Origin of the sequence: Streptomyces iconiensis, from assembly GCF_028657195.3 — a bacterium.
GTDB classification, from domain to species: Bacteria; Actinomycetota; Actinomycetes; order Streptomycetales; family Streptomycetaceae; genus Streptomyces; species Streptomyces iconiensis.
In genome coordinates this window covers 20,598-47,166 of the sequence record NZ_JANCPR020000001.1, presented here as the reverse complement: position 1 = coordinate 47,166, position 26,569 = coordinate 20,598, and the positions used below count along the sequence as shown (strand labels likewise).

The 26,569-nt window shown below is 71.6% G+C and carries 19 protein-coding genes; 2 read left to right on the top strand and 17 right to left on the bottom strand.

Going from position 1 to position 26,569, the window contains the following annotated elements; all coding sequences use genetic code 11:
* Nucleotides 1-16: 16 nt before the first annotated feature.
* Nucleotides 17-178, bottom strand: coding sequence for a hypothetical protein (locus NMN56_RS00185; RefSeq protein ID WP_274039917.1), 162 nt, complete (start codon nucleotides 176-178; stop codon nucleotides 17-19).
* 239 nt (nucleotides 179-417) lie between these two features.
* Here NMN56_RS00185 and NMN56_RS00180 point away from each other — a divergent pair, with 239 nt between their 5' ends.
* On the top strand, nucleotides 418-1,530 hold the full coding sequence (locus NMN56_RS00180; protein WP_274039918.1) for a M48 family metallopeptidase: 1,113 nt from the start codon (nucleotides 418-420) through the stop codon (nucleotides 1,528-1,530).
* On the opposite strand, the gene NMN56_RS00175 is transcribed toward NMN56_RS00180, so the two are convergent.
* The 5 genes from NMN56_RS00175 to proB form a co-directional block, all read right to left on the bottom strand.
* Nucleotides 1,493-2,608, bottom strand: coding sequence for an SCO2583 family membrane protein (locus tag NMN56_RS00175; protein WP_274039919.1), 1,116 nt, complete (start codon nucleotides 2,606-2,608; stop codon nucleotides 1,493-1,495). The two genes, NMN56_RS00180 and NMN56_RS00175, sit on opposite strands and share 38 nt — an antisense overlap.
* A 273-nt stretch (nucleotides 2,609-2,881) precedes the next feature.
* Nucleotides 2,882-3,700, bottom strand: coding sequence for an SCO2584 family spore wall biosynthesis protein (locus tag NMN56_RS00170; RefSeq protein WP_274039920.1), 819 nt, complete (start codon nucleotides 3,698-3,700; stop codon nucleotides 2,882-2,884).
* Between the two features lie 80 nt (nucleotides 3,701-3,780).
* Nucleotides 3,781-5,118, bottom strand: coding sequence for a glutamate-5-semialdehyde dehydrogenase (locus tag NMN56_RS00165; protein WP_274039921.1), 1,338 nt, complete (start codon nucleotides 5,116-5,118; stop codon nucleotides 3,781-3,783).
* A 119-nt stretch (nucleotides 5,119-5,237) separates the two neighbouring features.
* The gene (locus NMN56_RS00160; RefSeq protein ID WP_274040011.1) at nucleotides 5,238-5,612 is read right to left on the bottom strand and encodes a hypothetical protein; all 375 of its coding nucleotides are present in this window, start codon (nucleotides 5,610-5,612) and stop codon (nucleotides 5,238-5,240) included.
* A gap of 278 nt (nucleotides 5,613-5,890) precedes the next feature.
* Nucleotides 5,891-6,997 carry a glutamate 5-kinase gene (gene proB, locus NMN56_RS00155; RefSeq protein ID WP_274040012.1) on the bottom strand — a complete coding sequence of 369 codons (1,107 nt, stop codon included), beginning with the start codon at nucleotides 6,995-6,997 and terminating at the stop codon, nucleotides 5,891-5,893.
* Between the two features lie 543 nt (nucleotides 6,998-7,540).
* On the opposite strand from proB, the gene NMN56_RS00150 reads away from it, so the two are divergent.
* Nucleotides 7,541-9,625 carry a hypothetical protein gene (locus tag NMN56_RS00150; RefSeq protein ID WP_274039922.1) on the top strand — a complete coding sequence of 695 codons (2,085 nt, stop codon included), beginning with the start codon at nucleotides 7,541-7,543 and terminating at the stop codon, nucleotides 9,623-9,625.
* A 101-nt stretch (nucleotides 9,626-9,726) separates the two neighbouring features.
* Here NMN56_RS00150 and obgE read toward each other — a convergent pair whose 3' ends face one another.
* From obgE to mreD, 11 genes are all read right to left on the bottom strand, one after another.
* Nucleotides 9,727-11,172 carry a GTPase ObgE gene (gene obgE, locus NMN56_RS00145; protein ID WP_274039923.1) on the bottom strand — a complete coding sequence of 482 codons (1,446 nt, stop codon included), beginning with the start codon at nucleotides 11,170-11,172 and terminating at the stop codon, nucleotides 9,727-9,729.
* A gap of 163 nt (nucleotides 11,173-11,335) precedes the next feature.
* Complete coding sequence (rpmA, locus tag NMN56_RS00140; protein WP_274039924.1) at nucleotides 11,336-11,596, bottom strand: 50S ribosomal protein L27; 261 nt, start codon at nucleotides 11,594-11,596, stop codon at nucleotides 11,336-11,338.
* A 13-nt stretch (nucleotides 11,597-11,609) separates the two neighbouring features.
* A complete protein-coding gene (gene rplU / locus NMN56_RS00135) occupies nucleotides 11,610-11,933 on the bottom strand; it encodes a 50S ribosomal protein L21 (protein WP_274039925.1) in 324 nt (107 codons plus the stop codon).
* A gap of 299 nt (nucleotides 11,934-12,232) precedes the next feature.
* Complete coding sequence (locus NMN56_RS00130; protein ID WP_274039926.1) at nucleotides 12,233-16,501, bottom strand: Rne/Rng family ribonuclease; 4,269 nt, start codon at nucleotides 16,499-16,501, stop codon at nucleotides 12,233-12,235.
* Between the two features lie 253 nt (nucleotides 16,502-16,754).
* Entirely contained in the window at nucleotides 16,755-17,555 is an 801-nt protein-coding gene (locus tag NMN56_RS00125; RefSeq protein WP_274039927.1) for a TIGR03936 family radical SAM-associated protein, read from the bottom strand.
* A gap of 455 nt (nucleotides 17,556-18,010) precedes the next feature.
* A complete protein-coding gene (locus NMN56_RS00120) occupies nucleotides 18,011-18,550 on the bottom strand; it encodes a GNAT family N-acetyltransferase (protein ID WP_274039928.1) in 540 nt (179 codons plus the stop codon).
* Between the two features lie 41 nt (nucleotides 18,551-18,591).
* Nucleotides 18,592-20,517 carry a TIGR03960 family B12-binding radical SAM protein gene (locus tag NMN56_RS00115; protein ID WP_274039929.1) on the bottom strand — a complete coding sequence of 642 codons (1,926 nt, stop codon included), beginning with the start codon at nucleotides 20,515-20,517 and terminating at the stop codon, nucleotides 18,592-18,594.
* Nucleotides 20,518-20,676: 159 nt separating this feature from the next.
* Nucleotides 20,677-22,209 carry a CYTH and CHAD domain-containing protein gene (locus NMN56_RS00110; RefSeq protein ID WP_274039930.1) on the bottom strand — a complete coding sequence of 511 codons (1,533 nt, stop codon included), beginning with the start codon at nucleotides 22,207-22,209 and terminating at the stop codon, nucleotides 20,677-20,679.
* A gap of 122 nt (nucleotides 22,210-22,331) precedes the next feature.
* Nucleotides 22,332-23,531: a rod shape-determining protein RodA gene (gene rodA, locus NMN56_RS00105; RefSeq protein ID WP_274039931.1), complete on the bottom strand. Its 1,200-nt coding sequence runs from the start codon at nucleotides 23,529-23,531 to the stop codon at nucleotides 22,332-22,334.
* A complete protein-coding gene (gene mrdA / locus NMN56_RS00100) occupies nucleotides 23,528-25,840 on the bottom strand; it encodes a penicillin-binding protein 2 (protein ID WP_274039932.1) in 2,313 nt (770 codons plus the stop codon). The genes rodA and mrdA overlap by 4 nt, the downstream gene beginning before the upstream one ends.
* On the bottom strand, nucleotides 25,837-26,565 hold the full coding sequence (gene mreD, locus NMN56_RS00095; protein WP_274039933.1) for a rod shape-determining protein MreD: 729 nt from the start codon (nucleotides 26,563-26,565) through the stop codon (nucleotides 25,837-25,839). Before mreD ends, mrdA begins: the two co-directional genes overlap by 4 nt.
* Between the last annotated feature and the right edge of the window lie 4 nt (nucleotides 26,566-26,569).

Below are 26,569 nucleotides of genomic sequence, written 5' to 3'. Positions count from 1 at the left end.
CGCGTGGCCGGGTGGCTCAGCGGTCCCGGTTGAAGCGGGTCGTGATCCACAGGAGCAGAAAGAGGGCGAGCAGCGCGCCACCGCCCACGACGAACGGGCTGAGGCTCTCGTGCCGCTCGCTGTGCTCACCGGAGGCGAGGGTCAGCAGGGCGTCATGTGCGGTGCTGGGCAGAGTCATCGTCGGCAGGACCTATCCCGTGAGGCGCGGACAGTGGGCTTGTGCGGCACGAGTGGACTGTGCGGCACACGGCTGTTCAGGCACATCGTAAGCGTGTGCCCCGGGGTCGCTCACCCCGACTCAGGTCTCCGGCGCATCCCCGGTCCGTCCCGCGCCTTTCACGGTCACGCAACGGACGGACCCGTTCCGGCGTCCACCCTCTAGTCTGGACAGTCCAGCCGTAGAGGGGGATAACCACGATGGTAGATGCCACAGACGGCACAGGCGGCACGGAGCGCCTGCCCGGCCGCGACAGGCGGCGCTTTCCCGGGATCTCTTCCCGCGCATACGAACACCCGGCCGACCGCTCGGCGCTCGTCGCGCTGCGCAAGCTGAGCGGGTTCGACACGGTCTTCAAGGCACTGAGCGGGCTGCTTCCTGAGCGCAGCCTGCGGCTGCTCTTCCTCTCCGACTCGGTACGGGTCAGCGATCAGCAGTTCGCCCACCTCAACTCGATGCTGAGGGACGCCTGTTACATCCTGGACCTGGAGAAGGTCCCGCCGATGTACGTCAATCAGGACCCGCAGCCCAACGCGATGTGCATCGGTCTCGACGAGCCGATCATCGTCGTGTCGACCGGGCTCGTCGAGCTGCTGGACGAGGAGGAGATGCGGGCGGTCATCGGGCACGAGGCAGGGCACGCGCTCTCCGGTCACGCCGTCTACCGGACGATATTGCTGTTCCTGACCAACCTCGCTCTCAAGGTCGCCTGGATCCCGCTCGGCAACGTCGCGATCCTGGCGATCGTGACCGCTCTGCGCGAATGGTTCCGCAAGTCCGAACTCTCAGCCGACCGTGCGGGTCTGCTGGTGGGCCAGGACCTCCAGGCGTCCATGCGCGGCCTGATGAAGCTGGCGGGCGGCAACCACCTGCACGAGATGAACGTCGACTCGTTCCTGGCGCAGGCCGAGGAGTACGAGGCGGGCGGCGATCTGCGGGACTCCGTCCTGAAGATCATGAACGTGCTGCCGCGCAGCCACCCCTTCACCACGGTGCGTGCGGCCGAGCTGAAGAAGTGGGAGGCCAGCCGCGACTACCAGCGCATCATGGACGGCCACTACGAGAAGCGTGAGGACGACAAGGAGACCTCGGTCGCGGACTCCTTCCGCCAGTCGGCCAGCCACTACACCGACTCCATGAAGAACAGCAAGGACCCGCTGATGGGCCTCGTCCGCGACATCGCGGGCGGCGCGGGAGACCTGGGCGGCAAGCTCCGCGACACCTTCACCGGTGGCAGGAGCGGCGGTCCTGGCCAGAGCGGCCCGGACGGCAGCGCTAATGGGAAGGACGATCCGGGCTCGGCTGAGCGCTAGCCGCCAGCACCCCGCACATCGAAGCGGTCGACCGGCCCCGTGCGAAGGGGTCGGTCCCCGCCGGCCCCTCGTTCTTGGCACGCTGCCCCGCCAGCAGCGGCGTCAACGCGTCCGAGGGGTCCTCGGCGCACGTCATCGGGCCGGCCCGCATGGAGACCTGGCGCACGCTCAACTGGTGGTCGCGCAGGTCCTCACGCTCGAAGTGGAAGCGCACCTCACGCCGTACGGAGAAGAGCGAGGCGGCGCGCTTGGCGTCCTTGCCCTTGCCCGCGTCCGCTGCCCGCACGGCGTAGACGAACACGTGGTCGGCCGTGACCTCCAGCGCGTTGGCGCCGGCCTCCTGGACAGCGAGGGTGCCGTTGACCCGCACCCTGGGGTCGGCCAGCGCGGTCCTGGCCGGGTCGAAGCGCACCATCCACGCGGTCGCCGCGTGCCGTCCGTCGTTGCGCGAGTTCTCGACGCTCTGGTCGAACTGGTCCTGCTGGCTCGCGTTGAGCAGGAGCCGCACCGAGCGCACAGAGCCGCCCGTCAACACCTTCGGATTCAGGGAACTCTCGACGACGTAGTCCTTGGCGTCCGTGAGCGCCGACAGCACCTGGCTCTCGGAGAAGTGCGCGCTGCGGCGCACGGGCGGCAGGGTCACACCGTCGGCGCCGTTACGGAACTGCGCCGCCGGGCTGTGCTCGAACAGGTCGGCCGGGGTGGCCCCTGGCACGACTCCGTCGGGCGCGAGCGGCAGCAGTGAGTTGCGCATCGGCTCGGCGCCCGCCTTGGGCGGGCTCTGGTACGGATTCCGCACGCCCATGTAGATCGCGGTGCCGAAGGCGACGGCGATCAGCAGCACCAGCACGAGGCCCTGCCGGGAAAAGCCGAGCCCGGACCTGTCGCCGCCAGGAGCATCCGGCCTGCTGCGCACCGCGGCGTGCTCCTCGTCCTCCATCCGTTCCTGTGCGGAGAACTCCTCAAGCCGCGCAGCCTTGATGAACGACTCGTCGAACACCAGGGAGCGGTACTCGTCGTCGCCGCCTCCGGGGACACCCTCAGGCGTCCCCTCTGGAGGATCCTTTCGCCCGGACATAAGAACAGAGTAGGACCGAAGGGGCTGAGGTAAACGACCTGGTGTGCGTCAACTTCCAGGATTCTTATGGGCCTTTTCACGCGCCGGATTCCCGCTCCTGACTCCCCCGCCCGCTTCCGGAGGGACGCGGGCGCAGAAGGGCGCCTCGAACGGACGTCCCAAGCGCGCGGCCCCACGCGGGCCGTACACGCGAGCCCGCACGGACGCCCCCCGGCCCGGTGAGGGGGCCACCGCGGCTCAGCGGTCGTACGGCGGCTCAGGGGTCCCGGCGGCTCAGCCGTCGGGTGGCTCGGCCGAGGCCGTGGGTGCTCCGGTGTCCGCCGAGACCGAGGGCAGCGCGCCCGGTACGGCGGCGCCCGTGGGCTCGACGCCCGTGGTGGCGGGCGGCGGCGCGGGGTCCTGGCGCTGGTTCGACGCGCCTCTGTAGACGGCCGTGAAGGCCAGCGCGACCATGCCGATGCCCATCACCACGGCCAGCACCCAGGCGATCGGGCGCTGCCAGCTCCCGTGGCCCCGGTACGGGCGCGAGGCCGCGCCGTGCGCTCCGTAGGGGCCTCCGAAACGCCCCGAGGCGCCGTACGCGCCGTAGGCGTAGCCGTAGTCGGCCCCGTGCTCGTACTCGGAGTCGAGTCCTGGCGGAAATCCACCGGCGTACGCCTCGCCATGGATGCCGGGCGCGGGGAAGGGGCCGAAGGCTGAGGGGCCGCCGGGGCGTCCCTCCAGGTCCATGTCGTCGGCGTCCGCCAGTTCGGCGGGAACGCCGTATCCGAGGTCGTAGTCCGAGCGGTCGAAGCGGCCTTCCCCGTCCTCGGGGTCGTCCTCCGCGTCCTCGGAGTCCCCGTCATGCGGGAACTCGCCCTCGCCTGCGCCGTGTCCGAAGCCCTCTTCGAGGATGCGGGGCAGGTCGCTCTCCGCGTGCGACTGGGCCGCCGCGAGCATGCGCTCGGTGGCCGTCGGCTCGTGCACCTCCGCCGCCCGCACGAAGTCCTCGTCGAGCACCACGGAGGCGAACTCCTCGTCCGCTGCCCCATGGTCGCGGCTGTCGGGCTCCTCACCGTCCGGGAACGGCTGGCCCCCCACGTCGTCCGGCACGCGTCCCAGCGTAGACCTATGCGGTCAATTTGGGCAGGGAGAGCGGGAATTCAGCAGGGGTCGGCGGCCGTCCGCGCCGATCAAGGCCGGATATGGCCGTCGCCCGTCACCACGTACTTCGTCGAGGTCAGCTCGGGCAGGCCCATCGGACCGCGCGCGTGGAGCTTCTGGGTGGAGATGCCGATCTCGGCGCCGAAGCCGAACTGCGCACCGTCCGTGAACCGCGTCGAGGCGTTGACCATGACGGCGGCGGAGTCCACCAGCGTGGTGAAGCGGCGCGCGGCCGAGGTGTCCTGGGTGACGATCGCCTCGGTGTGCCCCGAGGTCCAGGTGCGGATGTGCTCGACGGCGGCGTCCAGCGAGGGCACGACCGCTGCGGCGATGTCGTACGAGAGGTACTCGCAGCCCCAGTCCTCGTCCGTCGCCGGCACCACGCCCTCGCCGGTCGCCTGCCAGGCCGCGTCGCCGTGGACGGTGACCCCCGCCTCCGCGAGCGCGGTGAGGGCGCGCGGGAGGAAGTCGGCGGCGATCCCGGCGTGCACGAGTACGGTCTCCGCCGCGTTGCACACACTGGGGCGCTGCGCCTTGGAGTTGACGAGGATCGCGAGCGCCGTGTCGATGTCGGCGCTCTCGTCCACGTACACATGGCAGTTGCCCGTGCCGGTCTCGATGACCGGCACGGTGGACTCCTGGACGACGGTCCTGATGAGGGAGGCGCCGCCGCGCGGGATCAGTACGTCGACGAGGCCGCGTGCGCGCATCAGCTCCTTGACGCTCTCGCGGCTCTCCCCCGGCACCAACTGGACGGCGTCGGCGGGGAGCCCGGCCGAGGCGACCGCGTCGCGCAGCACGGCGACGAGTGCCGTGTTGGAGGCTCGCGCCGAGGACGAGCCGCGCAGCAGCACGGCGTTGCCCGACTTGAGGCAGAGCGCGGCGGCGTCCACGGTCACGTTCGGGCGTGCCTCGTAGATGATGCCGACGACGCCGAGGGGGACGCGTACCTGGCGCAGCTCCAGGCCGTTGGGGAGCGTCGAGCCGCGCTGGACCTGCCCGACGGGGTCGGGGAGCGCGATGACGTCCCGCACGTCGGAGGCGATGCCCGCGATCCGTTCGGGGGTGAGCGTGAGCCGGTCGACGACCGACGCTGGGGTCCCGGCCGCGCGTGCGGCGGCGACGTCCTCGGCGTTGGCGGCGACGATCTCGTCCGTACGGGCCAGGAGCGCGTCGGCGACGGCGAGCAGTGCCGCGTCCCGCGTCGCACGTGGCGCCGGGGCCAGCTCGGCCGAGGCCGTCCTGGCACGTCGTGCCGTGGCGAGCACGGGCGTGTCCTGGGTCTGCTCCGTAGCCTGCTCCGTGGCCGGCTCGGCGGCCTCCGTGGCCTGCTCCGTGGCCTGCTCGGGGATCTGCGGTGCGCTCATGCCGCGCATGGTAGCCGGACGAGCGGTGCGCGGTACGGGCCGTCTCTCAGAGCGGATGCACGGCCGGGGTCCCGGAACGGGCGCGTCCGCGTACCGCGCACGGAGCTGCGCCGGCTCGCTCAGAACGGGTGTACGCCGACGGGAGAGGCGGGCGGGCGGCCGTAGCCCTCGGCGATCCGCTGGTGGTAGGTCTCACGGCCGATCACTTCGAGTCCGACGATCTCCCACGGGGGCAGGTTCGCCGAAGCCCGGTGCTCGCCCCACAGCCGCAGCGCGACGGCCGCCGCGTCGTGCAGGTCACGCGCCTCTTCCCAGTAGCGGATCTCCGCGTGGTCGTTGGCGTAGCGGCTGGTCAGGAGGAACGGGTGATCGTGCGCGAGCTGTTCCAGTGCGCGCCGCACGTCACCGAGCGGGGCCCCGTCACCGGCGACGCTGAGGGTGATGTGCCAGAGCCTGGACTCGGACGCTTCCTCGGGCTGGGGCGAAACCCCCATGTCGACGCTGGCCAGTCGTCTCACCGGTGGCCTCCTGAGTGGCGGTGCTGGTGTACTGCTTCTGCTCTGCCGCCCCTCGCACGTGCCGGTGCACGCGCCCCTGGCGAAGCGGCCCCTGAGTCAAAGTTGACCAGTCCGGGAGCGCGCGCGGGGCGGTTTTCCGGAAGGTGTCCGTGGAAAGGCTGGTCTTTTTCCGGTCTCGCCCGCGTATGAAGGCCGTCAGGCGAGCACGGCGGCAAGGATCCGCAGGACCCCTGCCGCCTCCGTGTCAGCCACTGTCACGGACGCAGCAGCACCAGGTCGTCGCGGTGCACGACCTCGCGCTCGTAGGCGGGGCCCAGCTCCCTGGCCAGCTCGTGCGTGGAGCGGCCCAGGAGCCGGGGCAGTTCCTTGGCGTCGAAGTTCACCAGACCCCGCGCGACGGCACGGCCCCCCACGTCCCGCAGCTCCACCGGGTCGCCCGCCGAGAAGTCGCCCTCCACGCCCGCGATTCCGGCAGGCAGCAGGGACGTACGCCGCTCGACGACGGCCTGGACGGCTCCCTCGTCGAGCGTGAGCGCGCCCAGGGGTGTGGACGCGTGCGCGAGCCAGAGCAGCCTGCCCGCCGCGCGGCGCCCCGTGGGGTGGAAGTACGTACCCGTGGCGCGTCCGGCGAGCGCGTCGGCCGCGAAGACGGCCGAGGTGAGCACGACGGGGACGCCCGCTCCCGCGGCGATACGCGCTGCCTCCACCTTGGTCACCATGCCGCCCGTGCCGACCCCGGCGCGGCCTGCGCTGCCGATGTCGATCCCCTCCAGCTCGGCCTCGCCGTGTACCTCAGCGATCCGGCTGGCGCCGGGGGTCGCGGGGTTCCCGTCGTAGAGGCCGTCCACGTCGGAGAGGAGAACCAGGAGGTCGGCGCGGACGAGGTGGGCCACGAGCGCGGCGAGCCTGTCGTTGTCACCGAAGCGGATCTCGTCGGTCGCCACCGTGTCGTTCTCGTTGACCACGGGCACGGCGCCCATGGTCAGCAGCTGGTCGAGGGTGCGGTACGCGTTGCGGTAGTGCGCGCGGCGGCTGGTGTCGTCGGAGGTGAGGAGCACCTGCCCGACGCGGCGCCCGTAGCGCGCGAAGGACGCGGTGTAACGGGCCACGAGCAGCCCCTGGCCCACGCTGGCAGCCGCCTGCTGCCTGGCGAGGTCGCGGGGGCGCCTGGCCAGTCCGAGCGGGGCGAGCCCCGCGGCGATGGCGCCCGAGGAGACGAGCACGATCTCGCGGTCGGCCCTGCCGCCGTGCTGGGCGAGCACGTCCACGAGAGCGTCCACGCGGTCGGCGTCCAGGCCCCCGGCCGCCGTGGTGAGAGAGGAGGAGCCGACCTTCACGACGATCCTGCGCGCCCCCCGCACCGCCTCGCGCAGCGAGGCACCCTCGCCTCGCGTGCCACCGTCGTCCCGCGCACCGCCGCCATGCCGGGCCCCGTCGTCATGCCGGGGCCCGGCGTCTTCCCGTGTGCCCCGGTCACCACGGGGCGCACGGTCACGTTCCGTGGCCCCGTCGCGGTTCGCCGCCGTGCCGGGTTCTGGCGCCTCGCCGGACACGGTCCCGCGCTGTTCCCCTGTGTCTCCTGTCACGCCCGTACGTACCCCTCGCACCCGTGTCATCCCGGCGCGTCCGTGGCCCGGCGGCCCCGTGCGTGCCCGGCCGGGCGCTGTGCGGACCGGCCGTGGTCTTCCGGTCCGCAATGTACGTCAGCGCTGGTCCGCGCCGCTCATCCGTTCCGCGCAACGGACGCGTGAGGATGATTACCTTTGCCCCCGTAAGCCCGGTTCCCGGCCCGTCGAAGATTGTCACTTGACCACTCACCGTCATACGGTCAGTGGTCAACCCTGGCCCCCCGCAGGCCACCCCACATCTGAACACCCTCGACCTCCATGCCAGGAGCCCAGCCCGTGCCCTCTGCCGGACTCTCCACACGACGCGCCGTCCAACTGGCGGCGCTGCTCGCGCTGGCGGTGTTCTACACCGCTCAGCTCGCGGGCGCGCTGCTGCCGAACGTGCCCGTCTTCGTCACCGCCTCGCTGGCGGGACTCGCCCTCGACCTGTACCTGACCCACCGGCAGCCCGGCCTGTTGGCCCTGCTCGGCAAGGTCCGCTTCGACGTCACCACGCGTCAGCTGCTGCGCGACATGCTGATCGTCATCGGCCTCGTGCGCATCCCCGATGTCCCCCCGGACATCGAGCGTCCCCTCACCCTGCTGCTGCTCCTGGCCTACGCCGCGCACTTCGTGTGCCAGGCAGTCGCCCAGATCGTGCGGCGCACCAGGACGCTGCCCGTGATCACGCGCAACATCGACGCTTCGGCGCTCCGCCTGACCGGGGCCCCGCCCCGGCTGCTGGCCCGCCAGCCGAGCCGCCGTCTGCTGCGCTTCTCCATTCCGGGCACGCTCGGTCTCGTTCTGAGCGCCGGTCTCTCGGCGGAGGAGTGGGGCCTCATCGGCGTCGGCGTCACCTTCCTCCTCTCCCTCGGCAGCGCCGTCTATCTCGGCACCTGGATGCTGCCGAAGAAGCGCTCCGCCAACGAGCGTGAGGTGCTGGCCTGGCTGAACACCTGGCTGGCCGACTACAGGCCGACCGTGGGCATGTACTTCTCCGGCGGCACCACCTCGGCGTACCAGGCGAACATGTGGCTCTCCACGCTCGCCGCGCTGGAGGGACGTCCGCTGATCGTGCTGCGTGAGCGCTTCATGGTGCAGAAGATCGACGCCACCGACGTACCCATCGTCTGCATCCCCAAGGTCGCCCACCTGATGCACCTGGAGCACTCCACACTCAAGGTGCTCCTCCACCCCGCCAACTCCGGCAAGACCAGCCAGGTCCTGCGCATCCCCACCCTCAAACACGCCTTCATCAACCACGGAGAAAGCGACAAACTCTCCTCCTGCAACCCCTACGCCAAGGCATACGACCAGGTATGGGTCGCAGGCGAAGCAGCACGCGAGCGCTACCAGCTCGCCGAGGTCGGGGTCGACGACCGCGACGTGGTCGAGGTCGGCCGCCCGCAGCTCACCCCCATCGAGCCGTACCAGGGCGCCCCCGCGGGCACGTACACGACCGTGCTCTACGCGCCCACCTGGGAGGGCTGGGACGGCAACCCGGGCAACACCTCCGTGGTGCTGGCCGGCGAGAACGTCGTACGCGCCCTGCTGGAGGACCCGAAGGTACGGCTGCTCTACAAGCCGCACCCCATGACGGGCTCCGTCGATCCCCGTGCCGGCGCGGCCGACCAGCGCATCCGCGCCATGATCACCCAGGCCAACGCGGCACGGTCGGGCGCCGGCGCCCCCGCGGGAGCCGCGGCTGACCTGGAGCGTGCCACGGCCGAGCTGGACCGGATCACGGCGAACGCCTTCCCGGGCAGCGCGGACGAAATGGAACGGATGAAGATGCAGGGCACGCCGGAGGAGGGCCGCGCAGAACGGGTGCGCGTGGCCACCGAGGCGTGGGAGGCGGCCTACTGGGCGTCCTTCCCCGAGTGGGAGCACCAGATCGTCACGGGCCCCCGCCCGGCGATCTTCACCTGCTTCAACCAGGCCGACCTGCTGATCTCCGACGTGTCCTCCGTCGTCTCCGACTACCTCAGCAGCGAGAAGCCCTACGCCGTCGCCAACACCAGCGGCATGGAGGAGGAGGAGTTCCGGCAGACCTTCCCGACCGTACGCGCGGGCACCGTGCTCTCACCGGACGCCGCACAGGTCCCCGAGCTGCTGGAGTCCGTGCGCAACCCGGGCAAGGACGGCCTCGCCCAGGCACGCAAGGAGCTGAAGCTCCACCTGCTGGGCCCGACGGACCCGCCGTCGCTCTCCCGCTTCAACGCGGCGACGCTGGACCTCGCGGCCGAGGCCGAGGCGCGCAACGCGCGCGTCGCACGCCGTACGGCCGAGATCCCCGGCCAGCGCGAGGCGGACGACGCGGCCGAGGAGATGGAGATGGAGCCCTCAGCGGGCGGCGACCCGGAGGACGCGGTCACCACCTGACCGCACTCCCCCGCCGACCGCACTCTCCCGTGCACGCACTGCGCCCCCGGCCTTCCGGCCGGGGGCGCGGTGCTGTCCGCTCCGGGCTGTCCGCTCCGGGTTCAGCGTTCGCCGAACGGGTCGAACTCCTGGTACTCGCCCAGGGATTCGTCGCGCTCCGCGTCACGCTCCCTGCGGCGCTGGGTCGCGGGGCGGAGTGCCTCCATCCGGTGGTCCTCGCCGCGGCGGCCGAGCATCTCGGCGCCGGTGTCCATGGCGGGCTCCCAGTCGAAGACGACCGCGTTGTCCTCACGGCCGATGGCGACACCGTCGCCCGAGCGCGCGCCCGCCTTGCGCAGTTCCTGCTCGATGCCGATGCGGTTGAGGCGGTCGGCGAGGTAGCCGACGGCCTCGTCGTTGCTGAAGTCGGTCTGGTTCACCCAGCGTTCGGGCTTCTCGCCGCGCACCCGGAAGAGTCCGTCCTCCTCGCGGGAGACCGTGAAGCCGGCGTCGTCCACGGCCGTGGGCCTGATGACGACCCGCGTGGCCTCCTGGCGGGGACGGGCGGCGCGTGCCTCCTCCACGATGCGTGCGACGGCGAACGACAGCTCCTTGAGGCCCTGCCGCGTGATGGCCGAGACCTCGAAGACGGGCAGGCCCCGCTCCTCCAGGTCGGGCCTGATCATCTCCGCCAGGTCCTTGCCCTCGGGGATGTCCGTCTTGTTGAGCACGACCAGGCGCGGCCTGTCGTCCAGACCGCCGTACTTCGTCAGCTCCTCCTCGATGAGGTCCAGGTCGGAGAGCGGGTCGCGGTAGGACTCCAGGGTGGCGCAGTCGAGTACGTGGACCAGCACGGAGCAGCGCTCGACGTGCCGGAGGAACTCCAGACCGAGCCCCTTGCCCTCGCTCGCGCCGGGGATCAGGCCGGGGACGTCGGCCATCGTGAAGACGGTCGATCCTGCGGTGACGACTCCCAGGTTGGGCACCAGCGTCGTGAAGGGGTAGTCGGCGATCTTGGGCTTGGCCGCCGACAGCACGGAGATCAGCGAGGACTTGCCGGCGCTGGGGAAGCCGACGAGCGCCACGTCCGCGACGGTCTTCAGCTCCAGTACGATCTCGCGCACCTCGCCGGGCTCGCCCAGCAGCGCGAAGCCGGGCGCCTTGCGGCGTGCCGAGGCGAGCGCCGCGTTGCCCAGGCCCCCGCGTCCGCCCTGGCCCGCGATGAACGTGGTGCCCGCGCCGACCATGTCGGCCAGCACCTCACCGTCCTGGTCCAGTACGACGGTGCCGTCGGGCACGGACAGCACGAGGTTCGTACCGTCGGGGCCCGACCTGTGCGAGCCCTCGCCCGGCCGGCCGTTGGTGGCCTTGCGGTGAGGGCCGTGGTGGTAGTCGAGCAGCGTCGTGACGTCCGGGTCGACGACGAAGACGACATCGCCGCCGCGCCCGCCGTTCCCGCCGTCGGGCCCGCCCAGCGGCTTGAACTTCTCCCGGTGCACGGAGGCACAGCCGTGGCCACCGTTACCCGCGGCGACATGCAGCTCGACGCGGTCCACGAAGGTGGTCATGAGGGTGCCTCCCGGCGTGCTCTTACGTACTCGTATGTGCTCTTGCGTGCTTGAGAGTGGATCGCGTTGTTTCGTTCCTCAACGCGCCGAGGGCGGCCCCTCTTCCCGCACCAACGGAAAGAGGAGGTCCGCCCTCGGAACAGCTGTGATCGATCCTGGCTGACTACTCAGCAGCGGCAGGAACGATGTTCACGACCTTACGGCCGCGGTGCGTACCGAACTTCACCGCACCGGCGTCCAGCGCGAACAGGGTGTCGTCGCCGCCGCGGCCGACGCCCTTGCCCGGGTGGAAGTGGGTGCCACGCTGGCGGACCAGGATCTCACCCGCGTTGACGACCTGACCGCCGAAGCGCTTCACGCCGAGGTACTGCGCGTTGGAATCGCGACCGTTCCGAGTGGACGATGCGCCCTTCTTGTGTGCCATCTCTCCTCAGTCCTTACTTCTTGGCCGGGGCGGGGATGCCGGTGACCTTCAGCGCGGTGTGCAGCTGACGGTGACCGATGCGCTTCTTGTAACCGGTCTTGTTCTTGTACTTCTGGATCCGGATCTTGTCGCCCTTGTGGTGGTCAACCACCTCGGCCTGGACCTTGACGCCTGCCAGCACCCAGGGGTCGCTGGTGACGGCGTCGCCGTCGACCACGAGCAGGGTCGAGAGCTCGACGCTGTCGCCGACCTTGCTCTCAGACAGACGGTCAACCTCGATGACGTCGCCCACAGACACCTTCTGCTGGCGCCCGCCGGTGCGCACGATCGCGTACACGCGGAACTCTCTTTCGCTCGATACGGAGCCTCTGATGCCAGCCGCCCGGCCACGCGCGAGGACGCGGATCTGGATCCGGAAGGATTGAGCGGCCTCTCCCGACGGAGCGGGAGGGAGTTGCTCAGAGGCAGACGTGCCTAGCCGACACGCCGACCACCAAGACTACCCCACTCGCAAGGGCCCTCGCCCCCCGGCCCCACCCGTCCCCTTACGGGACAGGGCAGCGCCGCGCAAGGGCCCCGACCTGCGCCGGAGGGCGGGGCGGGGCTCCTGGCCCCTGCCCCGCCCTCCGGCGGCGGTCAGTCCTCGGTGGCCGGAGCCGAAACCGAGGAGCCGCCCTCCTGCTCCGCCGCCGCTGTCTTCTTCGAAGCCGACGCCTTCTTGGCCGTCGTCTTCTTCGCAGCGGCCTTCTTCGCCGGTGTCTTCTTGGCGGCGGCCGACTTCTTGACCGCTGCCTTCTTCGCCGCCGTCTTCTTGGCCGTCTTCTTCGCCGGCGCCGGAGCCTCGGCCCCGGCCTCCTCACCCGGACCGTCCCCGGCGGGCGGCCCCGCGGGAGCGGTGACCTTGCGCGTCGCCCGGCGCCTGGGCTTGGCTGGCGCCGCCTCGGCGGGCGCCTCGGAAGGTGCCCCGGCTGCCTCCACGGCTGCCTCAGCGACCTCCTGCACCGGCGCAGGGGCCGGGGTCGCCTCGGACGGGACCACCGTCACGGCGGCGGAGTCCTCCGACACGCTGGGCGAACCCGCGGGGGCGCTCGCCTTGCGGGAGGCCCTGCGCCGGGTACGGGTCCCCGCCGCGGGGGCGGGCTCGGGCGCGGGCTCCGGTGCGGGCTCGGGCTCCGGTGCGGCCTCGGCGGCCGGCTCGGGCGCCGAAGGCGCCGAAGGCGCGGGCTCGGCAACCGGTGCGGGCCGGGCCGCGGGTGCGGGCTCCGCCTCGGGTGCGCCCTGCGCCTCGGCGGCCTTCGGCGACCCCGCCGGCGCGCTCGCCTTGCGGCTTCCGCGCCGCCGCGAACGGCCACGCGTGGTGGAAGCCGCGGCCTCCGCCTCGGCCGCGCTGCTGTACAGCTCGGCGTCCGGCACGAACTCGACCGGCTCCGGCACCTCGGCGGGCTCGGCGACCCGCTCGACGGGCTCGACGGCGACGGCCGCAGGCTCGGTGGCGGGCGAGGACTCGAACGGCACGGGCTCGGGCTGCGCCTGCTGGCCGCCCTTGCCCTTCTTCTTGCCCTTCTTGCCGCCCGCACCGGCGCTCGGCTGTTCCATGTGCACATGGACGCCGCGCCCGTTGCAGTGGACGCACGGCTCGGAGAACGCCTCCAGCAGCCCCTGCCCGACCCGCTTACGGGTCATCTGCACAAGGCCCAGCGAGGTGACCTCGGCGACCTGGTGCTTGGTGCGGTCGCGGCCCAGGCACTCCAGCAGGCGGCGCAGCACCAGGTCCCGGTTGGACTCCAGCACCATGTCGATGAAGTCGATCACGATGATGCCGCCCAGGTCGCGCAGCCGCAGCTGGCGCACGATCTCCTCGGCCGCCTCCAGGTTGTTCCTGGTGACCGTCTCCTCCAGGTTTCCGCCCTGGCCCGTGAACTTGCCGGTGTTGACGTCGACGACGATCATCGCCTCGGTCCTGTCGATCACCAGCGAGCCGCCGCTCGGCAGCCAGACCTTGCGGTCCAGCCCCTTCATCAGCTGCTCGTCGATGCGGTACGAGGCGAAGACGTCGACGTCCGAGGTCCACTTCTGGAGCCGGTCGACGAGGTCGGGCGCCACGTGCGAGACATAGCCGTGGATCGTGTCCCAGGCGCCGTCGCCGCTGACGATGACCTTGGAGAAGTCCTCGTTGAAGATGTCGCGCACGACGCGGACGGTCATGTCGGGCTCGCCGTAGAGCAGCGTCGGTGCGTTGCCCTTCTGGGACTTCTTCTGGATGTCCTCCCACTGCGCCTGGAGACGCTCGACGTCGCGGCGCAGCTCGTCCTCGCTGGCGCCCTCGGCCGCCGTACGGACGATGACGCCGGCGTCCTCGGGGACGACCTTCTTCAGGATCTGCTTCAGCCGCGAGCGCTCGGTGTCGGGGAGCTTGCGGCTGATGCCCGTCATCGAACCCTCGGGCACATACACGAGGTAGCGGCCCGGCAGCGAGACCTGGCTGGTCAGGCGGGCGCCCTTGTGGCCGATCGGGTCCTTGGTGACCTGGACGAGCACGGACTGGCCCGACTTGAGCGCGGTCTCGATGCGGCGCGGCCCGTGGGCCATGCCGAGCGACTCGAAGTTGACCTCGCCCGCGTACAGCACGGCGTTACGGCCCTTGCCGATGTCGACGAAGGCGGCCTCCATCGACGGCAGGACGTTCTGCACCTTGCCGAGGTAGACGTTGCCGACGTACGACGTCGACTGCTCCTTGTTGACGAAGTGCTCGACCAGCACGTCGTCCTCAAGGATGCCGATCTGGGTGCGCTCGCCGCTCTGGCGGACGATCATCTCTCGCTTGACGGCCTCGCGGCGTGCCAGGAACTCCGCCTCGGTGACGATCGGCACCCGGCGGCGGCCCTGCTCGCGGCCCTCGCGGCGGCGCTGCTTCTTGGCCTCCAGGCGTGTGGAGCCCTTGATCGCCTGCACCTCGTCGCTGGAGGTACCGGGCTCGGTCTCCTTCTTCTTGCGGGGCTCGCGGACCTTGACGACGGTGCGCTCCGGATCGTCGCCACCGGTGCCGCCGGCCTCACCGGACTGCTGGCCCTCGCCGTCACCCGACCGGCGACGGCGCCGACGGCGACGGCGCGAGCTGCTGCTGGAGCTGCCGCCCGCCGAGCTGTCCTCGTCCGCCTCGTCCTCGTCCTCGTGCCCGGCGTCGGGCGACTCGTTCTGGGCGGTGTCCGCGATGTCTGCGGCGTAGGCGCTGTCAGCGTGCCCGGCGTGCGGGTGCTGCTCGTCGGCCTCCGCGTGCTCCGGCTGCGGGTGCTGCTCGTCGGCCTCGCCACGGCGACGGCGACGGCCTCCCCTGCGGCGGCGGCGCGCGGGCCGGTCGCCCGGCTGACCCGAGCCTTCCTGCTCGTCGGCACCGTCCTGCTCGTCACGCTCGTCCTGCTCGTCGGCGCGCGCCGCGTCCTCGCCCGCGCCGCCGCCCTGGGCGGCGGAACCGGACCTGTCGGCCGGTGCCTCGGTCTCGGGGGCGGCCTCACCACGGCGGCGACGGCGGCGGCGCGAGGGCCCGCCGGCCGTCTCGGCCTCGGTGGCCTGCGCCGGCTCGGCCGGCTCCTGCTCCGCTACCGCGGTCTCTTCCTCGGGCTCCTCGACCCCGGCGTTCCGCTCGGCCGCCTCGGCTGCCGCCGCGGCGGCAGCGCTCTGGGGCGTCTGGAACGCGGGCTCGGTGAACACGGGTGCCTGGAACATCGCCACGGGCGGCGCGTTCCGCTTGCGCGCACGGCCGGACGCGGCCCTGCCCTCACCGGCCTCGCTCTTGGCCGCCTCAACGGGCTTACGGGTGGCGCGGCGGCGGGTGGCCACCGGCGCCTCCTGCTGGGGCTCCGCGGCCGGTTCGGCGGTGGCCTCCGCGGCGGGTTCAGCGACGGGCTCGGCGGCGGCCTCGGTCGCGGGCTCGCTCTTGGCCGCCTTCTTGGCCGCGCTCTTCGAGGTGCTCTTGGCCGCGCTCTTGGCGGTGCTCTCGGATTCGGCCCGGGGGGCTTCGCCCTTGGCTTCGGCCTCGGAGGCTTCCCCGTCCGCCGGCGCCGAGGTGGCACGGGAGGCCCTGCGGCGGGTACGCGCCGCGGGTGCGGCCTGTTCCTCCTCCGGCGCGCTCTGCTCGCCCTCGCCCTGCGGCTCCGGCTCGGCGGCCTTACGGGTGGCACGGCGGCGCGTACGGGGCGCGGGCGCTTCCTGCTCGCCCGCCTCCGACTTGGCCTCCGGCACCGAGGGTGCCTGGGACTCGGCCCCGGTCTCGCTCTCGGGCGCCGAGGCGGTCTGCGGCGCTTCGTCCTGCGCCGCTTCCCCGGCTGCGGGCGCCGAGGTCTTGCGGCCGGCGCGGCGGCGCGTACGGGCGGCGGGTGCGGGGGCCTCAGCCTCGGCGGGCGCCGTCTCGGGCTCGGCCGCCGGAGTACCGGCAGCGGGTGTCCCGGTGGCCTGGGCCCCGGGGTCCGGGGCCTCGGCCGGCGGAGGCGATCCTGCGGGAGCCGTGGCCTTGCGGGTGGCGCGGCGCCTCGTACGGGCCGCCGGCGCCGGTGCGCTCTCGGCCGGTGGCTCGGAGCCTGACTCCGGCGTCGGGGACGCCGGGCTCACCGCGGCGGCTGGCTCAGGCGCTCCAGGCGGCGTCGCGCCGCCGCCCGCACTGTCCCTGACCTCGGCGGACGCCGGGGCGCTGTCCTGTGCGGAAGCGGGCTCAGAGCCCGCGGCTGCTGCCACGGGTGGTCCCGCCGGGCGGCTGGCCGCGCGCCGTCGGCGGCGCGGGGGAAGCGTGTCGCTGGGGCCGGAGGCCGCTGGTTCAGCGGACTCGGCTGCTGGTGCGGTCCCTGAGGATCCGGCTGCGTTGGTGGCTCCGACGTGGGCCTGGGCCTCGTTGGATTCAGTTGGTTCGCGCATGCGGGTGGTTCTCCCGTCACGCTCCCGGGCGCCGCGCCTCGTTCGTTCCGGCGCGTCCCGCCCTGATGTGGGGCGGAACACTCTCCGGGGGCGCGGGCGCCGCGCGGGAGCTGTTGTCTCACTCGCCGGTTCCGGGGCCTAGTCCCGGCCCGGCTACGGCGAAAGTCTGCTGGTCTGTGCGCTCGCCGTCCGGACAGCGACCCGGGTGGCTCCCTGGCGTGCGTCAGCGGCTGCGCTTCCTACGGCGGCGGACCTACGCGGTGCCGCCCCGCACCGTCGCGACGCTGGGAAGATCCCCTGAGCCTGTGGGCCCGGAGAGCGCGTCGCGGTCAGGCGCGAACGGGTCGGTCACCGTGCCTGTCTCCTCATCGAGCGGCCCCTGCGCCAGCCTGGTCACCGCTGTGGGGACCGGCGGCGCCAGGTCGGCCGTAGCGCGGAGACCGGACAGGACGTCGTCGGGTCGTACGGCGGGTGTCACGTGCCGTACTACCAGGCGCAGTATCGCACAGGCAGCGTCCCCGGGCCTATCGGCCCTGTTCGCGGGGGCTCCCTGTCCGGTCCCGCCGGCGGGTACGAGCGTACGGACGGCCGCGCGTGCGTCGAAGGCGCGGATGCCCTTCTTGGTCTGGCGTTTCACCTCGACGGACTCGGCCGCGAGGAAGGTGTCGGCGGCTCGGGCGGCTTCCTGCGGGCTGACTCCCTCGAATCTCAGCTCCCACTCGGAAGCCTGGAGCCGGTCGCTGAAGTCGGAGCCCCGTGCCTCGACCGCGTCGATGATGTCGAGCCCTGTCGGCATGCACTCGTCCAGGAGCGCGCGGAGCGCTTCCGGGTCGCGCTGCTGAGTCAGGGCGATCTCCAGATACTCGGCCTCGCTGCCCGTGCCTGTGGGCGCCGCGTTCGCGTACGAGACCTTGGGGTGGGGTGTGAAACCTGCGGAGTACGCCATGGGGACCTCGGCCCTGCGCAGTGCCCGTTCAAAGGCGCGCTGGAAGTCGCGGTGGCTGGTGAACCGAAGGCGGCCTCGCTTGGTGTAGCGCAGGCGTACGCGCTGCACGGCGGGTGCGGGCGGCGGGCCTTCGGGCTGTCGCTTGCCCAGTGGTTCTCTCCTCGGTGCCGGGCGGCACGCTCGGATGGCGCCCGCCCTTCGTTGACAGGACATGTACGAAGGCGGAAGTCCGCAGCGGTCCCGGCTCCATGCCCCCGGGGACGGGGCCGGGCACGGCACGCGTTGTGCGTTTGTGCGGATGATCCTTCTGCCTAGGGTACGCGGCGGCCCTCCGGCTGCCGCTCCCGCTCCTGGGCGGGGGGCGCGCCGGAGAAGGCACGGCGTATCCCTGCCCGCCTGGCGCGAACCGATGCGCTTCCGGGCGACAGCGCGGTCCGCGCGGTGCTCCACGCCGCCCGTACCCACCCGAACGGGGTCAAGCAGCACGTACCCCGATCCGTCCCCGCACCGGCCAGGGGGGCGCCCGAGTGACCGGGCCGGGCCGGAGCGGGTTCAAGTCCCGGTCAGGACGGGTCGACCCAGTAGCGGAGCTTGCCGTGGCGTTCGTCCTCCAGGACGCCCCCGCACGCCTCGATCACCTTGCGCGAGGCGACGTTGCCGGTGTCGCAGGTGATCAGGGCCTTGTCGATGCCGAGCGCCCGGATGTGCGGGAACGCCGCGCGCAGGAGGGCCGTGGCGTGGCCCCTGCGGCGGGCCGAGGGGCGTACGTCGTAGCCGATGTGGCCGCCGACCTCCAGCAGCCCGGGCGAGAGTTCGTGGCGGATCGCGATACGGCCGACGTACTCGGTGTCCTCGACCCACCACAGCGTGGTGCATCCGACGGAGCCGTCCTGCCAGGGCGTGCGTTCGTCCTCCGCCTCTCTGAGCCGGGCAAGGTAGGCGCGGAACCCGTCCTCGGTCTCCCATGCGGCGGCGTACTCGCGCATCTCCTCGCCGACCATCGAATTGTCGTTGTCGGCGCCCCCGGTCTCCGCCTCGAACTCACGCATCGCGGCGAGGAAGGAGGACCGGACTTCGATGGTCGGGGCAATCAGTGTGGGCATCCGCAACTATGACACCCGGCGGGCGGCGGACCGTCCCCCGGCTACTTGACGACCGTCAGCGGCAGCAGCTTCTTGCCGGTCGGGCCGACCTGGATGTCCAGGTCGAGCTGGGGGCACACGCCGCAGTCGAAGCAGGGGTCCCAGCGGCAGTCGGGGACCTCGGTCTCGTCGAGGGCGTCCTGCCAGTCCTCCCAGAGCCAGTCCTTGTCGAGCCCTGAGTCGAGGTGGTCCCAGGGCAGGACCTCCTCGTAGGTGCGCTCGCGCGTGGTGTACCAGTCGACGTCGACGCCCTGCTGCGGCAGGGTCGCGGCGGCGGACCGCATCCACAGGTCGTACGAGAAGTACTCGCGCCAGCCGTCGAAGCGCCCGCCCCGCTCGTAGACCTCGCGGATGACCGCGCCGACGCGGCGGTCGCCGCGCGAGAGAAGGCCCTCGACGATGCCGGGCTTGCCGTCGTGGTAGCGGAAGCCGATGGAGCGCCCGTACTTCTTGTCGCCGCGGATCTTGTCGCGCAGCTTCCCGAGCCGTACGTCCGTCTCCTCGGCCGACAGCTGCGGCGCCCACTGGAAGGGCGTGTGCGGCTTGGGTACGAAGCCGCCGATGGAGACGGTGCAGCGGATGTCGTTGGACTGGGCGACCTCGCGGCCCTTGGCGATGACGTTGACGGCCATGTCGCCGATCTGGAGGACGTCCTCGTCGGTCTCGGTGGGCAGCCCGCACATGAAGTAGAGCTTCACCTGCCGCCAGCCGTTGCCGTACGCGGTGGCGACCGTACGGATCAGGTCTTCTTCCGAGACCATCTTGTTGATGACCTTACGGATGCGCTCGCTGCCGCCCTCGGGAGCGAAGGTGAGCCCTGAGCGGCGGCCGTTGCGGGTGAGCTCGTTGGCGAGGTCGATGTTGAACGCGTCGACGCGGGTCGAGGGCAGGGACAGACCGACCTTGTCCTCTTCGTAGCGGTCGGCGAGGCCCTTGGCGATGTCGCCGATCTCGCTGTGGTCGGCCGAGGAGAGCGAGAGCAGTCCGACCTCTTCGAAGCCGGTGTTCTTGAGCCCCTTGTCGACCATGTCGCCGATGCCCGTGATGGACCGCTCGCGCACCGGGCGCGTGATCATTCCCGCCTGGCAGAAGCGGCAGCCGCGGGTGCAGCCGCGGAAGATCTCCACCGACATCCGCTCGTGCACGGTCTCGGCGAGCGGCACGAGCGGCTGCTTCGGGTACGGCCACTCGTCCAGGTCCATGACGGTGTGCTTGGAGACCCGCCACGGCACACCGCTGCGGTTGGGGATGACGCGCGAGATCCGGCCGTCGGGAAGGTACTCGACGTCGTAGAAGCGCGGTACGTACACGCCGCCGGTCTTGGCCAGCCGCAGCAGCAACTCGTCGCGCCCGCCCGGCCGGCCCTCGGCCTTCCAGGCGCGGATGATCTCGGAGACCTCCAGTACCGCCTGCTCGCCGTCGCCGATGACCGCGACGTCGATGAAGTCGGCGACAGGTTCCGGGTTGAACGCCGCGTGGCCGCCCGCCATGACGATGGGATGGTCGACGGTGCGGTCCTTGGACTCCAGCGGGATGTCCGCGAGTTCGAGGGCCGTGAGCAGGTTGGTGTAGCCCAGCTCCGTGGAGAAGGAGACGCCGAACACGTCGAAGGCGCCGACGGGGCGGTGCGCGTCCACGGTGAACTGCGGGACACCGTGCTCCCGCATCAGCTTCTCCAGGTCGGGCCAGACGCTGTACGTACGCTCCGCGAGGACGCCCTCGCGCTCGTTGAGCACCTCGTACAGGATCATGACGCCCTGGTTGGGCAGACCGACCTCGTACGCGTCCGGGTACATGAGTGCCCAGCGGACGTCGGTCTCCTCCCAGTCCTTGACGGTGGAGTTCAGCTCGCCACCTACGTACTGGATCGGCTTCTGAACGTGCGGGAGGAGGGCCTCAAGCTGTGGGAAGACCGACTCGACGGGCATTTCGGCGCGCTTTCGTACGAGGGCGGGGGGCAGTCCTCCAGCGTAACCGCCTCAGGGCCGGCGCAGCGGCCCGCGGGGCGCCTGATCCTTCCCGCCGCTTCCGTTCGCCGCTTACGGGGCCGGCCGGCGCTCCCGGCGGAGAACGGCTCGCGCTCGTGCTCAGGCGCCGAGGGCCGGCTCGCGCAGGATCGCGGACCACAGCACCGGCAGCTCCGTCTCCCGTGCGGCGGCACGCTCGCACTCCCACGCGTACAGCACGCCGTAGGTGAAGGAGTGTTCCCCCGCTTCATGGGCCTGGAGCGCCAGGTCCCGCAGGGCCGTACGGGCCAGCACGCTGTCCTGGTGGTCGCCCAGCAGCTCCTGCAACTCCGTGATCCGCGAGGCGAACCGCTTCGCCTCGCGGCCGAACACGGGCCTCGCCGCCTCCGCCGCGTACCGCACACGCTTCGCGGCCTTGCGCGCGTCGTGCAGGGCGAGATCGCGCCCCGGCCCCGGCGGCGCCGCGAGCGCCTCGCCGATGTGCCGGGCGAGCCGGTCTTGGTCACGCCGCACCGCGCGGGCGAGCACGGCTCCGGGCTCACGCGTGGCGGGGGCACGCAGGGGCGGGTGGGCGAGCAGCGCGGCGAGGGCTTCGAGCAGGGCGAGATAGCGGGCGCCGTCGAGTACGGCCAGCAGGTGGCGGCGCGAACCGGTGCGCCTGGCGTGCGTGAAGGTGCGCAACCTGCCGCGTACGGGCCCGAGTTGCTGCACCTTGGGGAGCACGGTCAGGTGCTCGGTGAGGCGCGCTGTGAGCACCTCCTGGTCGCGGTCGGCGCCCAGTTCACCGGCGAGCCACTTCAGTTCCTCGCCCAGCGGGTCGGTGACGGTGCGGTCGAGGACGCGCCCGTAGGAGCGGAAGGCGCCGCGCAGCCGCCGGGTGGCGACGCGCATGCGGTGCACGGAGTCGTACACGTCACGCCGTACGGCCGGGTCCAGCTCGACGATCGCGCTCACCTGCGTCCGCACGTAGCGGAGCACCACGTCTCCCGCGGTGAGCGTGACCTCGGGGACGGGCACGCCGTTGCCTCCTGGCGCCGTCTCGGTGAGGGCTCGGCGCAGCTTGGACGGTGAGCTGGAGCGGCGCAGTCCGCTGCCGTCAGCGGTGAGCCGCGCCTCGACGGCGTCCAGGAGCGCGGGGTCCCGGCCCTGGCCGAGTTCGGCCTCGACCTCGGTCCACTCGGCGGTGCGCCCTCCCGGCCCGTAGCGCTCGGCGCTCACCTCGTCGAGGCCGACCTCGACGAGCGTGCCGCCTTCCGCGTCCAGGAGACGCCGTACGGTACGGCGCTGGCGCAGCCGCAGCAGGGGGACGAGGGGCGCGCTGCGGACGCGGGAGCGGACGAGTGCGGCGAGCGCGAGCGGGAGTTCGTCGGCCGGGGGCGCCTGGATCTCGTCCCTGATGCCGGGGTCGCCCGGATCGGCCGGCAGCTTGAGGTGCCAGCCCTCGTCGCCGCCGCCTGTGCGGCGACGGAGGGTGACGCCCGTGGCGGCGAGCCGCTGGTCCTCGGTGTCGTAGTAGGTCGCGTCCAGCGCGACGGGCTCGTCCTCGGCGACGGAGTCCACGCCGGGCAGCCCGTCGAGGTCGGGCAGCGCTGCCGGACGGCCGCCGTCCTCTGGCTCGTATTTGCGCTCGATCTCCCGCACAACGTCCACCATGCGGGGAACGTAAATCCCCTGCGCGTTCCCGGCAATGGGAACGGAACCGAACACATCGTCCGGCGGGCACGCGGCGTCATGCGTCGCGGGCCGCCGGGCTGTGCGGCTGCGCGGCTATGCGGCTATGCGGCTATGGGTTTCTGTGTCCGGATCGACTGGAGCAACCCCACCGCGATCCATACCGCGAACATCGAGGTGCCTCCGTACGAGACGAAGGGCAGCGGGAGGCCGGCGACGGGCATGATGCCCAGGGTCATCCCGATGTTCTCGAACGCCTGGAAGGCGAACCAGGCGATGATGCCCGCGGCGACGATGGTGCTGTACAGCTCGGTGGACTCGCGTGCGATGCGGCAGGCACGCCAGATGACGATGCCGAGCAGGACGAGGATGAGCCCACCGCCGACGAAGCCCAGCTCCTCCCCCGCGACCGTGAAGACGAAGTCCGTCTGCTGTTCGGGGACGAACTGGCCCGTGGTCTGGGTCCCTTCGAAGAGGCCCTTGCCCGTGAGCCCGCCGGAGCCGATCGCGATGCGTGCCTGGTTGGTGTTGTAGCCGACGCCCGCGGGGTCGAGCGCGGGGTTGGCGAAGGCCGCGAAGCGGTTGATCTGGTACTCGTCGAGCAGCCCGAGTGCCCAGATCAGTACGGCGCCGAGGGTGCCCGCGAGGCCGAGGCCGAGGATCCAGCGGTTGGAGGCGCCCGAGGCCAGCAGCACGGCCAGCACGATGACGACCAGCACCATCACGGAGCCGAGGTCCGGCATCAGCATGATGACCGCGATCGGCAGCAGGGCCATACCGAGCGCGTGCACGACGGTGCGGTGGTCGGGGTACGTACGGTCGCCGGCGTCGACCTTGGCCGCCAGCAGCATCGCCATGCCCAGGATCACCGTGATCTTGATGAACTCGGCGGGCTGGATGGTGAATCCGCCGCCCAGGTTCAGCCAGGCGCGGGAGCCGTTGATGGTGGCGCCGAGCGGGGTGAGCACACAGATGGCGAGCAGCACGGCGACGCTGTAGAGCACGGGCACGACGCTGCGCAGCCTGCGGTGGCCGAGCCAGACGACGCCTCCCATCAGCGCGATGCCGATGACGAGGCTGACGACGTGCCGGAACAGGAAGTAGTGCGGGTCGCCCTGGTTCAGCTCGGTGCGGTTACGGGTGGCTGAGTAGACGAGCAGCGAGCCGATGACGGCCAGCGCCGTCCCGGCCAGCAGCATGATCCAGTCGAGCCGCCAGACGACGGAGTCGCGGGCCGTCAGCCTGCTCCAGGCGGAGCGCCGGCGCGGCCCGTAGCCGGCCAGGGAGAACGAACGGGTGCTCATGGGCGCTCACCGGCCTCGTCCCGCGTGCCCCGTACGTGCTGCGCGGGGGTCGCGCCGTCGCCGGGAGCCGCACCGTTGCCGGGTTGGCCGTTGCCCGGCGGGCCGCCGGTATCGGGTACGGGCGGCTGGTCGCCACCCTCGCCCTCGCGGCGCGCAGGCTGTCCGCTCGCCTCGCCCGCTTCGGGCCTGGCGCCCTCGGCCACGGGCTTCTTGTCGCGCTGCGCCTCGATGGCACCGTCCTTGTCGATCTTCGGCAGCTTGGTCTGCGGCTTGCTGAGCAGCGCCTTCTTCTTGTCGACGCTGCCGTCGCTGCCGACGCCGTAGAGCGCGTCGTAGATCTTGCGCACGGCGGGTCCCGAGGCGCCGGAGCCGGTACCACCCTGGGAGATCGTCATCACGACCGTGAAGTCGTCGGTGTAGGTGGCGAGCCAGGAGGTGGTCTGCTTGCCCGCGACCTCGGCCGTACCGGTCTTGGCGCGCATCTTGATCTTGTCCTGGGGCCAGCCGGCCTGGCCGAACCGCCAGGCGGCCGAGCCCCGGGTGGCAACACCCTGGAGCGCCTGGTCCATCTGCTTGAGCGTCTTGCCGCTCATGGGCAGCTTGCCGTGCGGGGAAGGCTTGATCTCGTTGACGGACTTGCCGTCGGCGCTGACGATCGCCTTGCCGAGCGTGGGGTCGTACATCGTGCCGCCGTTGCCGAGCGCCCCGTAGATGGTGGCCATCTGGATGGGTGTGACGAGGGTGTCGCCCTGTCCGATGGAGTAGTTGACGCTGTCACCGGCGCGCATCTTCATGCCGGAGACGCAGTTCTCGCGGGCGATCTTCCCCGCGTAGTCCGAGGGGTCCTTGGCCTGCTTGCACCAGGCGTCCTTGTTGGCCTCCCAGTACTCCTTCTTCCACTTGCGGTCGGGGACGCGGCCCTCGACCTCGTTGGGGAGGTCGATGCCGGTCTTCTTGCCCAGACCGAACTGGTGCGCCGTCTTGTAGAACCAGTCCTTGGCGCCCTTCTTGGGCGTGTTTCCGCCGTCCTTCTTCCACTGCTTGTAGGCGAGGTCGTAGAACACGGTGTCGCAGGAGACCTCCAGCGCGCGGCCCAGGTCGATGGTGCCGTAGCCCTTGGACTCGAAGTTCTTGAAGACCTGGCCGCCGACCTCGTACGAGGAGGCGCAGTCGTAGCCGCCGTTGAAGTCGTAGCCCGCCTTGACCGCGGCGGCCGTCGGGATGACCTTGAAGATCGAACCGGGCGCCGCGAGGCCCTGGATGGAGCGGTTCAGCAGCGGGTAGTTGGACTTCTTGCCGGTCAGCTTGGCGTACTCCTTGCCGGAGATGCCGCCGACCCAGGCGTTGGGGTCGTACTCCGGGTTGGAGGCCATGGAGACGACGCGGCCCGTCTTGTTCTCCATCACGACGACGGCGCCCGCGTCCGCCTTGTAGTTGCGCCCCGTGTTCTTGTCGAACTCCGTGCGCGCGGCCTTCATCGCCTGGTCCAGCTGCTTCTCGGAGACGGCCTGTACGCGCGAGTCGAGCGAGGTGACGAGGTTCGCGCCCGGCTTGGCCTTGTCGCTCTTGGCGCGGCCCATGACGCGGCCGAGGTTGTCCACCTCGTAGCGCGTCACGCCCGAACTGCCGCGCAGCTTGGCGTCGTAGGAGCGTTCAAGGCCGGAGCGGCCGATCTCGTCGGCGGGCAGGAAGGGCGAGTCGGTGTCCTTGGCCTTCTCGATCTCCTCGTCGCTGACGGGCGAGAGGTAGCCGAGCGCCTGCGAGGTGTTGGCTTTGTTCGGCGCGGGGTAACGACGCACGGCGGCGGGCTCGGCCGTGATGCCGGGGAAGTCCTCGGAGCGCTCGCGGATCTGGAGCGCCTGCTCGGGCTTGACGTCGTCGGTGACCGGGATCGGCTGGTAGGGGGAGCCGTTCCAGCAGGGCTGCGGGGTCTTGGCGTCGCAGAGCCTGACCTTCTCCTTGACGGTCTTGGGCGCCATGCCCAGGACCTTGGCGAGCCGTTCGAGCACCGCCTTGCCCTCGTCGTCCATCTTCATCAGCTCGGTACGGGAGGCCGAGACGACCAGGCGGGTCTCGTTGTCGGCGATCGGCACGCCGCGGGCGTCGAGGATGGAGCCGCGTACGGCGGGCTCGACGACCTGCTGGACGTGGTTGCCCGCCGCCTCCTTCTCGTACTCGTCACCGTTGCGGATCTGGAGGTACCACAGCCGTCCGCCCAGGGTCAGCAGCAGCGAGAGCACGAGGATCTGAATGGCGATCAGGCGGATGGTGACGCGGGGGGTACGGCCGGTCTCCGGGATATTGGTCACAGGCGCTTTACCCCCTTGATCCTGCCCGCCTTGTTCCGTGCCGAGCGGCCCAGCAGCCCGGCGCGCTGACCGCCGAGGCGGCCCGGCTTCCCCGTACGGCCCACCCTGCCCTTGCCGAAGATCGTGCCGCCGGAGGAGCCAAGGGTGACTCCCGAGGTGAGCCAGCTGTTCGCGCGTTCGCCGCCGCTGGCGCTTCCGCCCCCTGGTTCGGCCGCCAGCGGATCCTTCTCGGAGCGCCGCGCGAGCGCCATGATCACCGGCACGGTGAACGGCGCGAGCAGCAGATCGTAGAGCGTCGCGGTGAGCAGCAGCCCCGTCAGCCCCACCTGACGTGCCGCGGTGTCACCGACGAGCGCGCCGACGCCCGCGTACAGCAGCGTGGAGCTGATGGCGGCGCTGGCGACGACCAGCATGGGCACGGTCGCCGACCGGTGCTGGCCGTTGTCGGGGCGGGTCAGCCCGGCGGCGTAGCCGACGAGGCAGAGCACCAGCGCGTACCGGCCGACGGCGTGGTCGGCGGGCGGCGCGATATCGGCGAGGAGCCCGGCGAAGAAGCCGATGAGCGCGCCCGCCGTGTGCCCGTACACCAGCGCGAGGCCCAGCACGACGAGCAGCAGCAGATCGGGTACGGCACCGGGGAGCTGGAGTCTGGCGAGGACGGTGACCTGGACGATGAGGGCGACGACCACGAGCGAGGCCGAGAGCAGGATCCGGTTCAGGTACACGGGC

Excerpts from the sequence above, each read along its gene's own strand:
- NMN56_RS00185 (WP_274039917.1), bottom strand. The coding sequence starts at position 178 with ATGACTCTGCCCAGCACCGCACATGACGCCCTGCTGACCCTCGCCTCC.
- NMN56_RS00180 (WP_274039918.1), top strand. The coding sequence starts at position 418 with ATGGTAGATGCCACAGACGGCACAGGCGGCACGGAGCGCCTGCCCGGC.
- NMN56_RS00175 (WP_274039919.1), bottom strand. The coding sequence starts at position 2,608 with ATGTCCGGGCGAAAGGATCCTCCAGAGGGGACGCCTGAGGGTGTCCCC.
- NMN56_RS00165 (WP_274039921.1), bottom strand. The coding sequence starts at position 5,118 with ATGAGCGCACCGCAGATCCCCGAGCAGGCCACGGAGCAGGCCACGGAG.
- NMN56_RS00160 (WP_274040011.1), bottom strand. The coding sequence starts at position 5,612 with ATGGGGGTTTCGCCCCAGCCCGAGGAAGCGTCCGAGTCCAGGCTCTGG.
- obgE (WP_274039923.1), bottom strand. The coding sequence starts at position 11,172 with ATGACCACCTTCGTGGACCGCGTCGAGCTGCATGTCGCCGCGGGTAAC.
- rpmA (WP_274039924.1), bottom strand. The coding sequence starts at position 11,596 with ATGGCACACAAGAAGGGCGCATCGTCCACTCGGAACGGTCGCGATTCC.
- NMN56_RS00130 (WP_274039926.1), bottom strand. The coding sequence starts at position 16,501 with ATGCGCGAACCAACTGAATCCAACGAGGCCCAGGCCCACGTCGGAGCC.
- NMN56_RS00120 (WP_274039928.1), bottom strand. The coding sequence starts at position 18,550 with ATGCCCACACTGATTGCCCCGACCATCGAAGTCCGGTCCTCCTTCCTC.
- NMN56_RS00115 (WP_274039929.1), bottom strand. The coding sequence starts at position 20,517 with ATGCCCGTCGAGTCGGTCTTCCCACAGCTTGAGGCCCTCCTCCCGCAC.
- NMN56_RS00110 (WP_274039930.1), bottom strand. The coding sequence starts at position 22,209 with ATGGTGGACGTTGTGCGGGAGATCGAGCGCAAATACGAGCCAGAGGAC.
- rodA (WP_274039931.1), bottom strand. The coding sequence starts at position 23,531 with ATGAGCACCCGTTCGTTCTCCCTGGCCGGCTACGGGCCGCGCCGGCGC.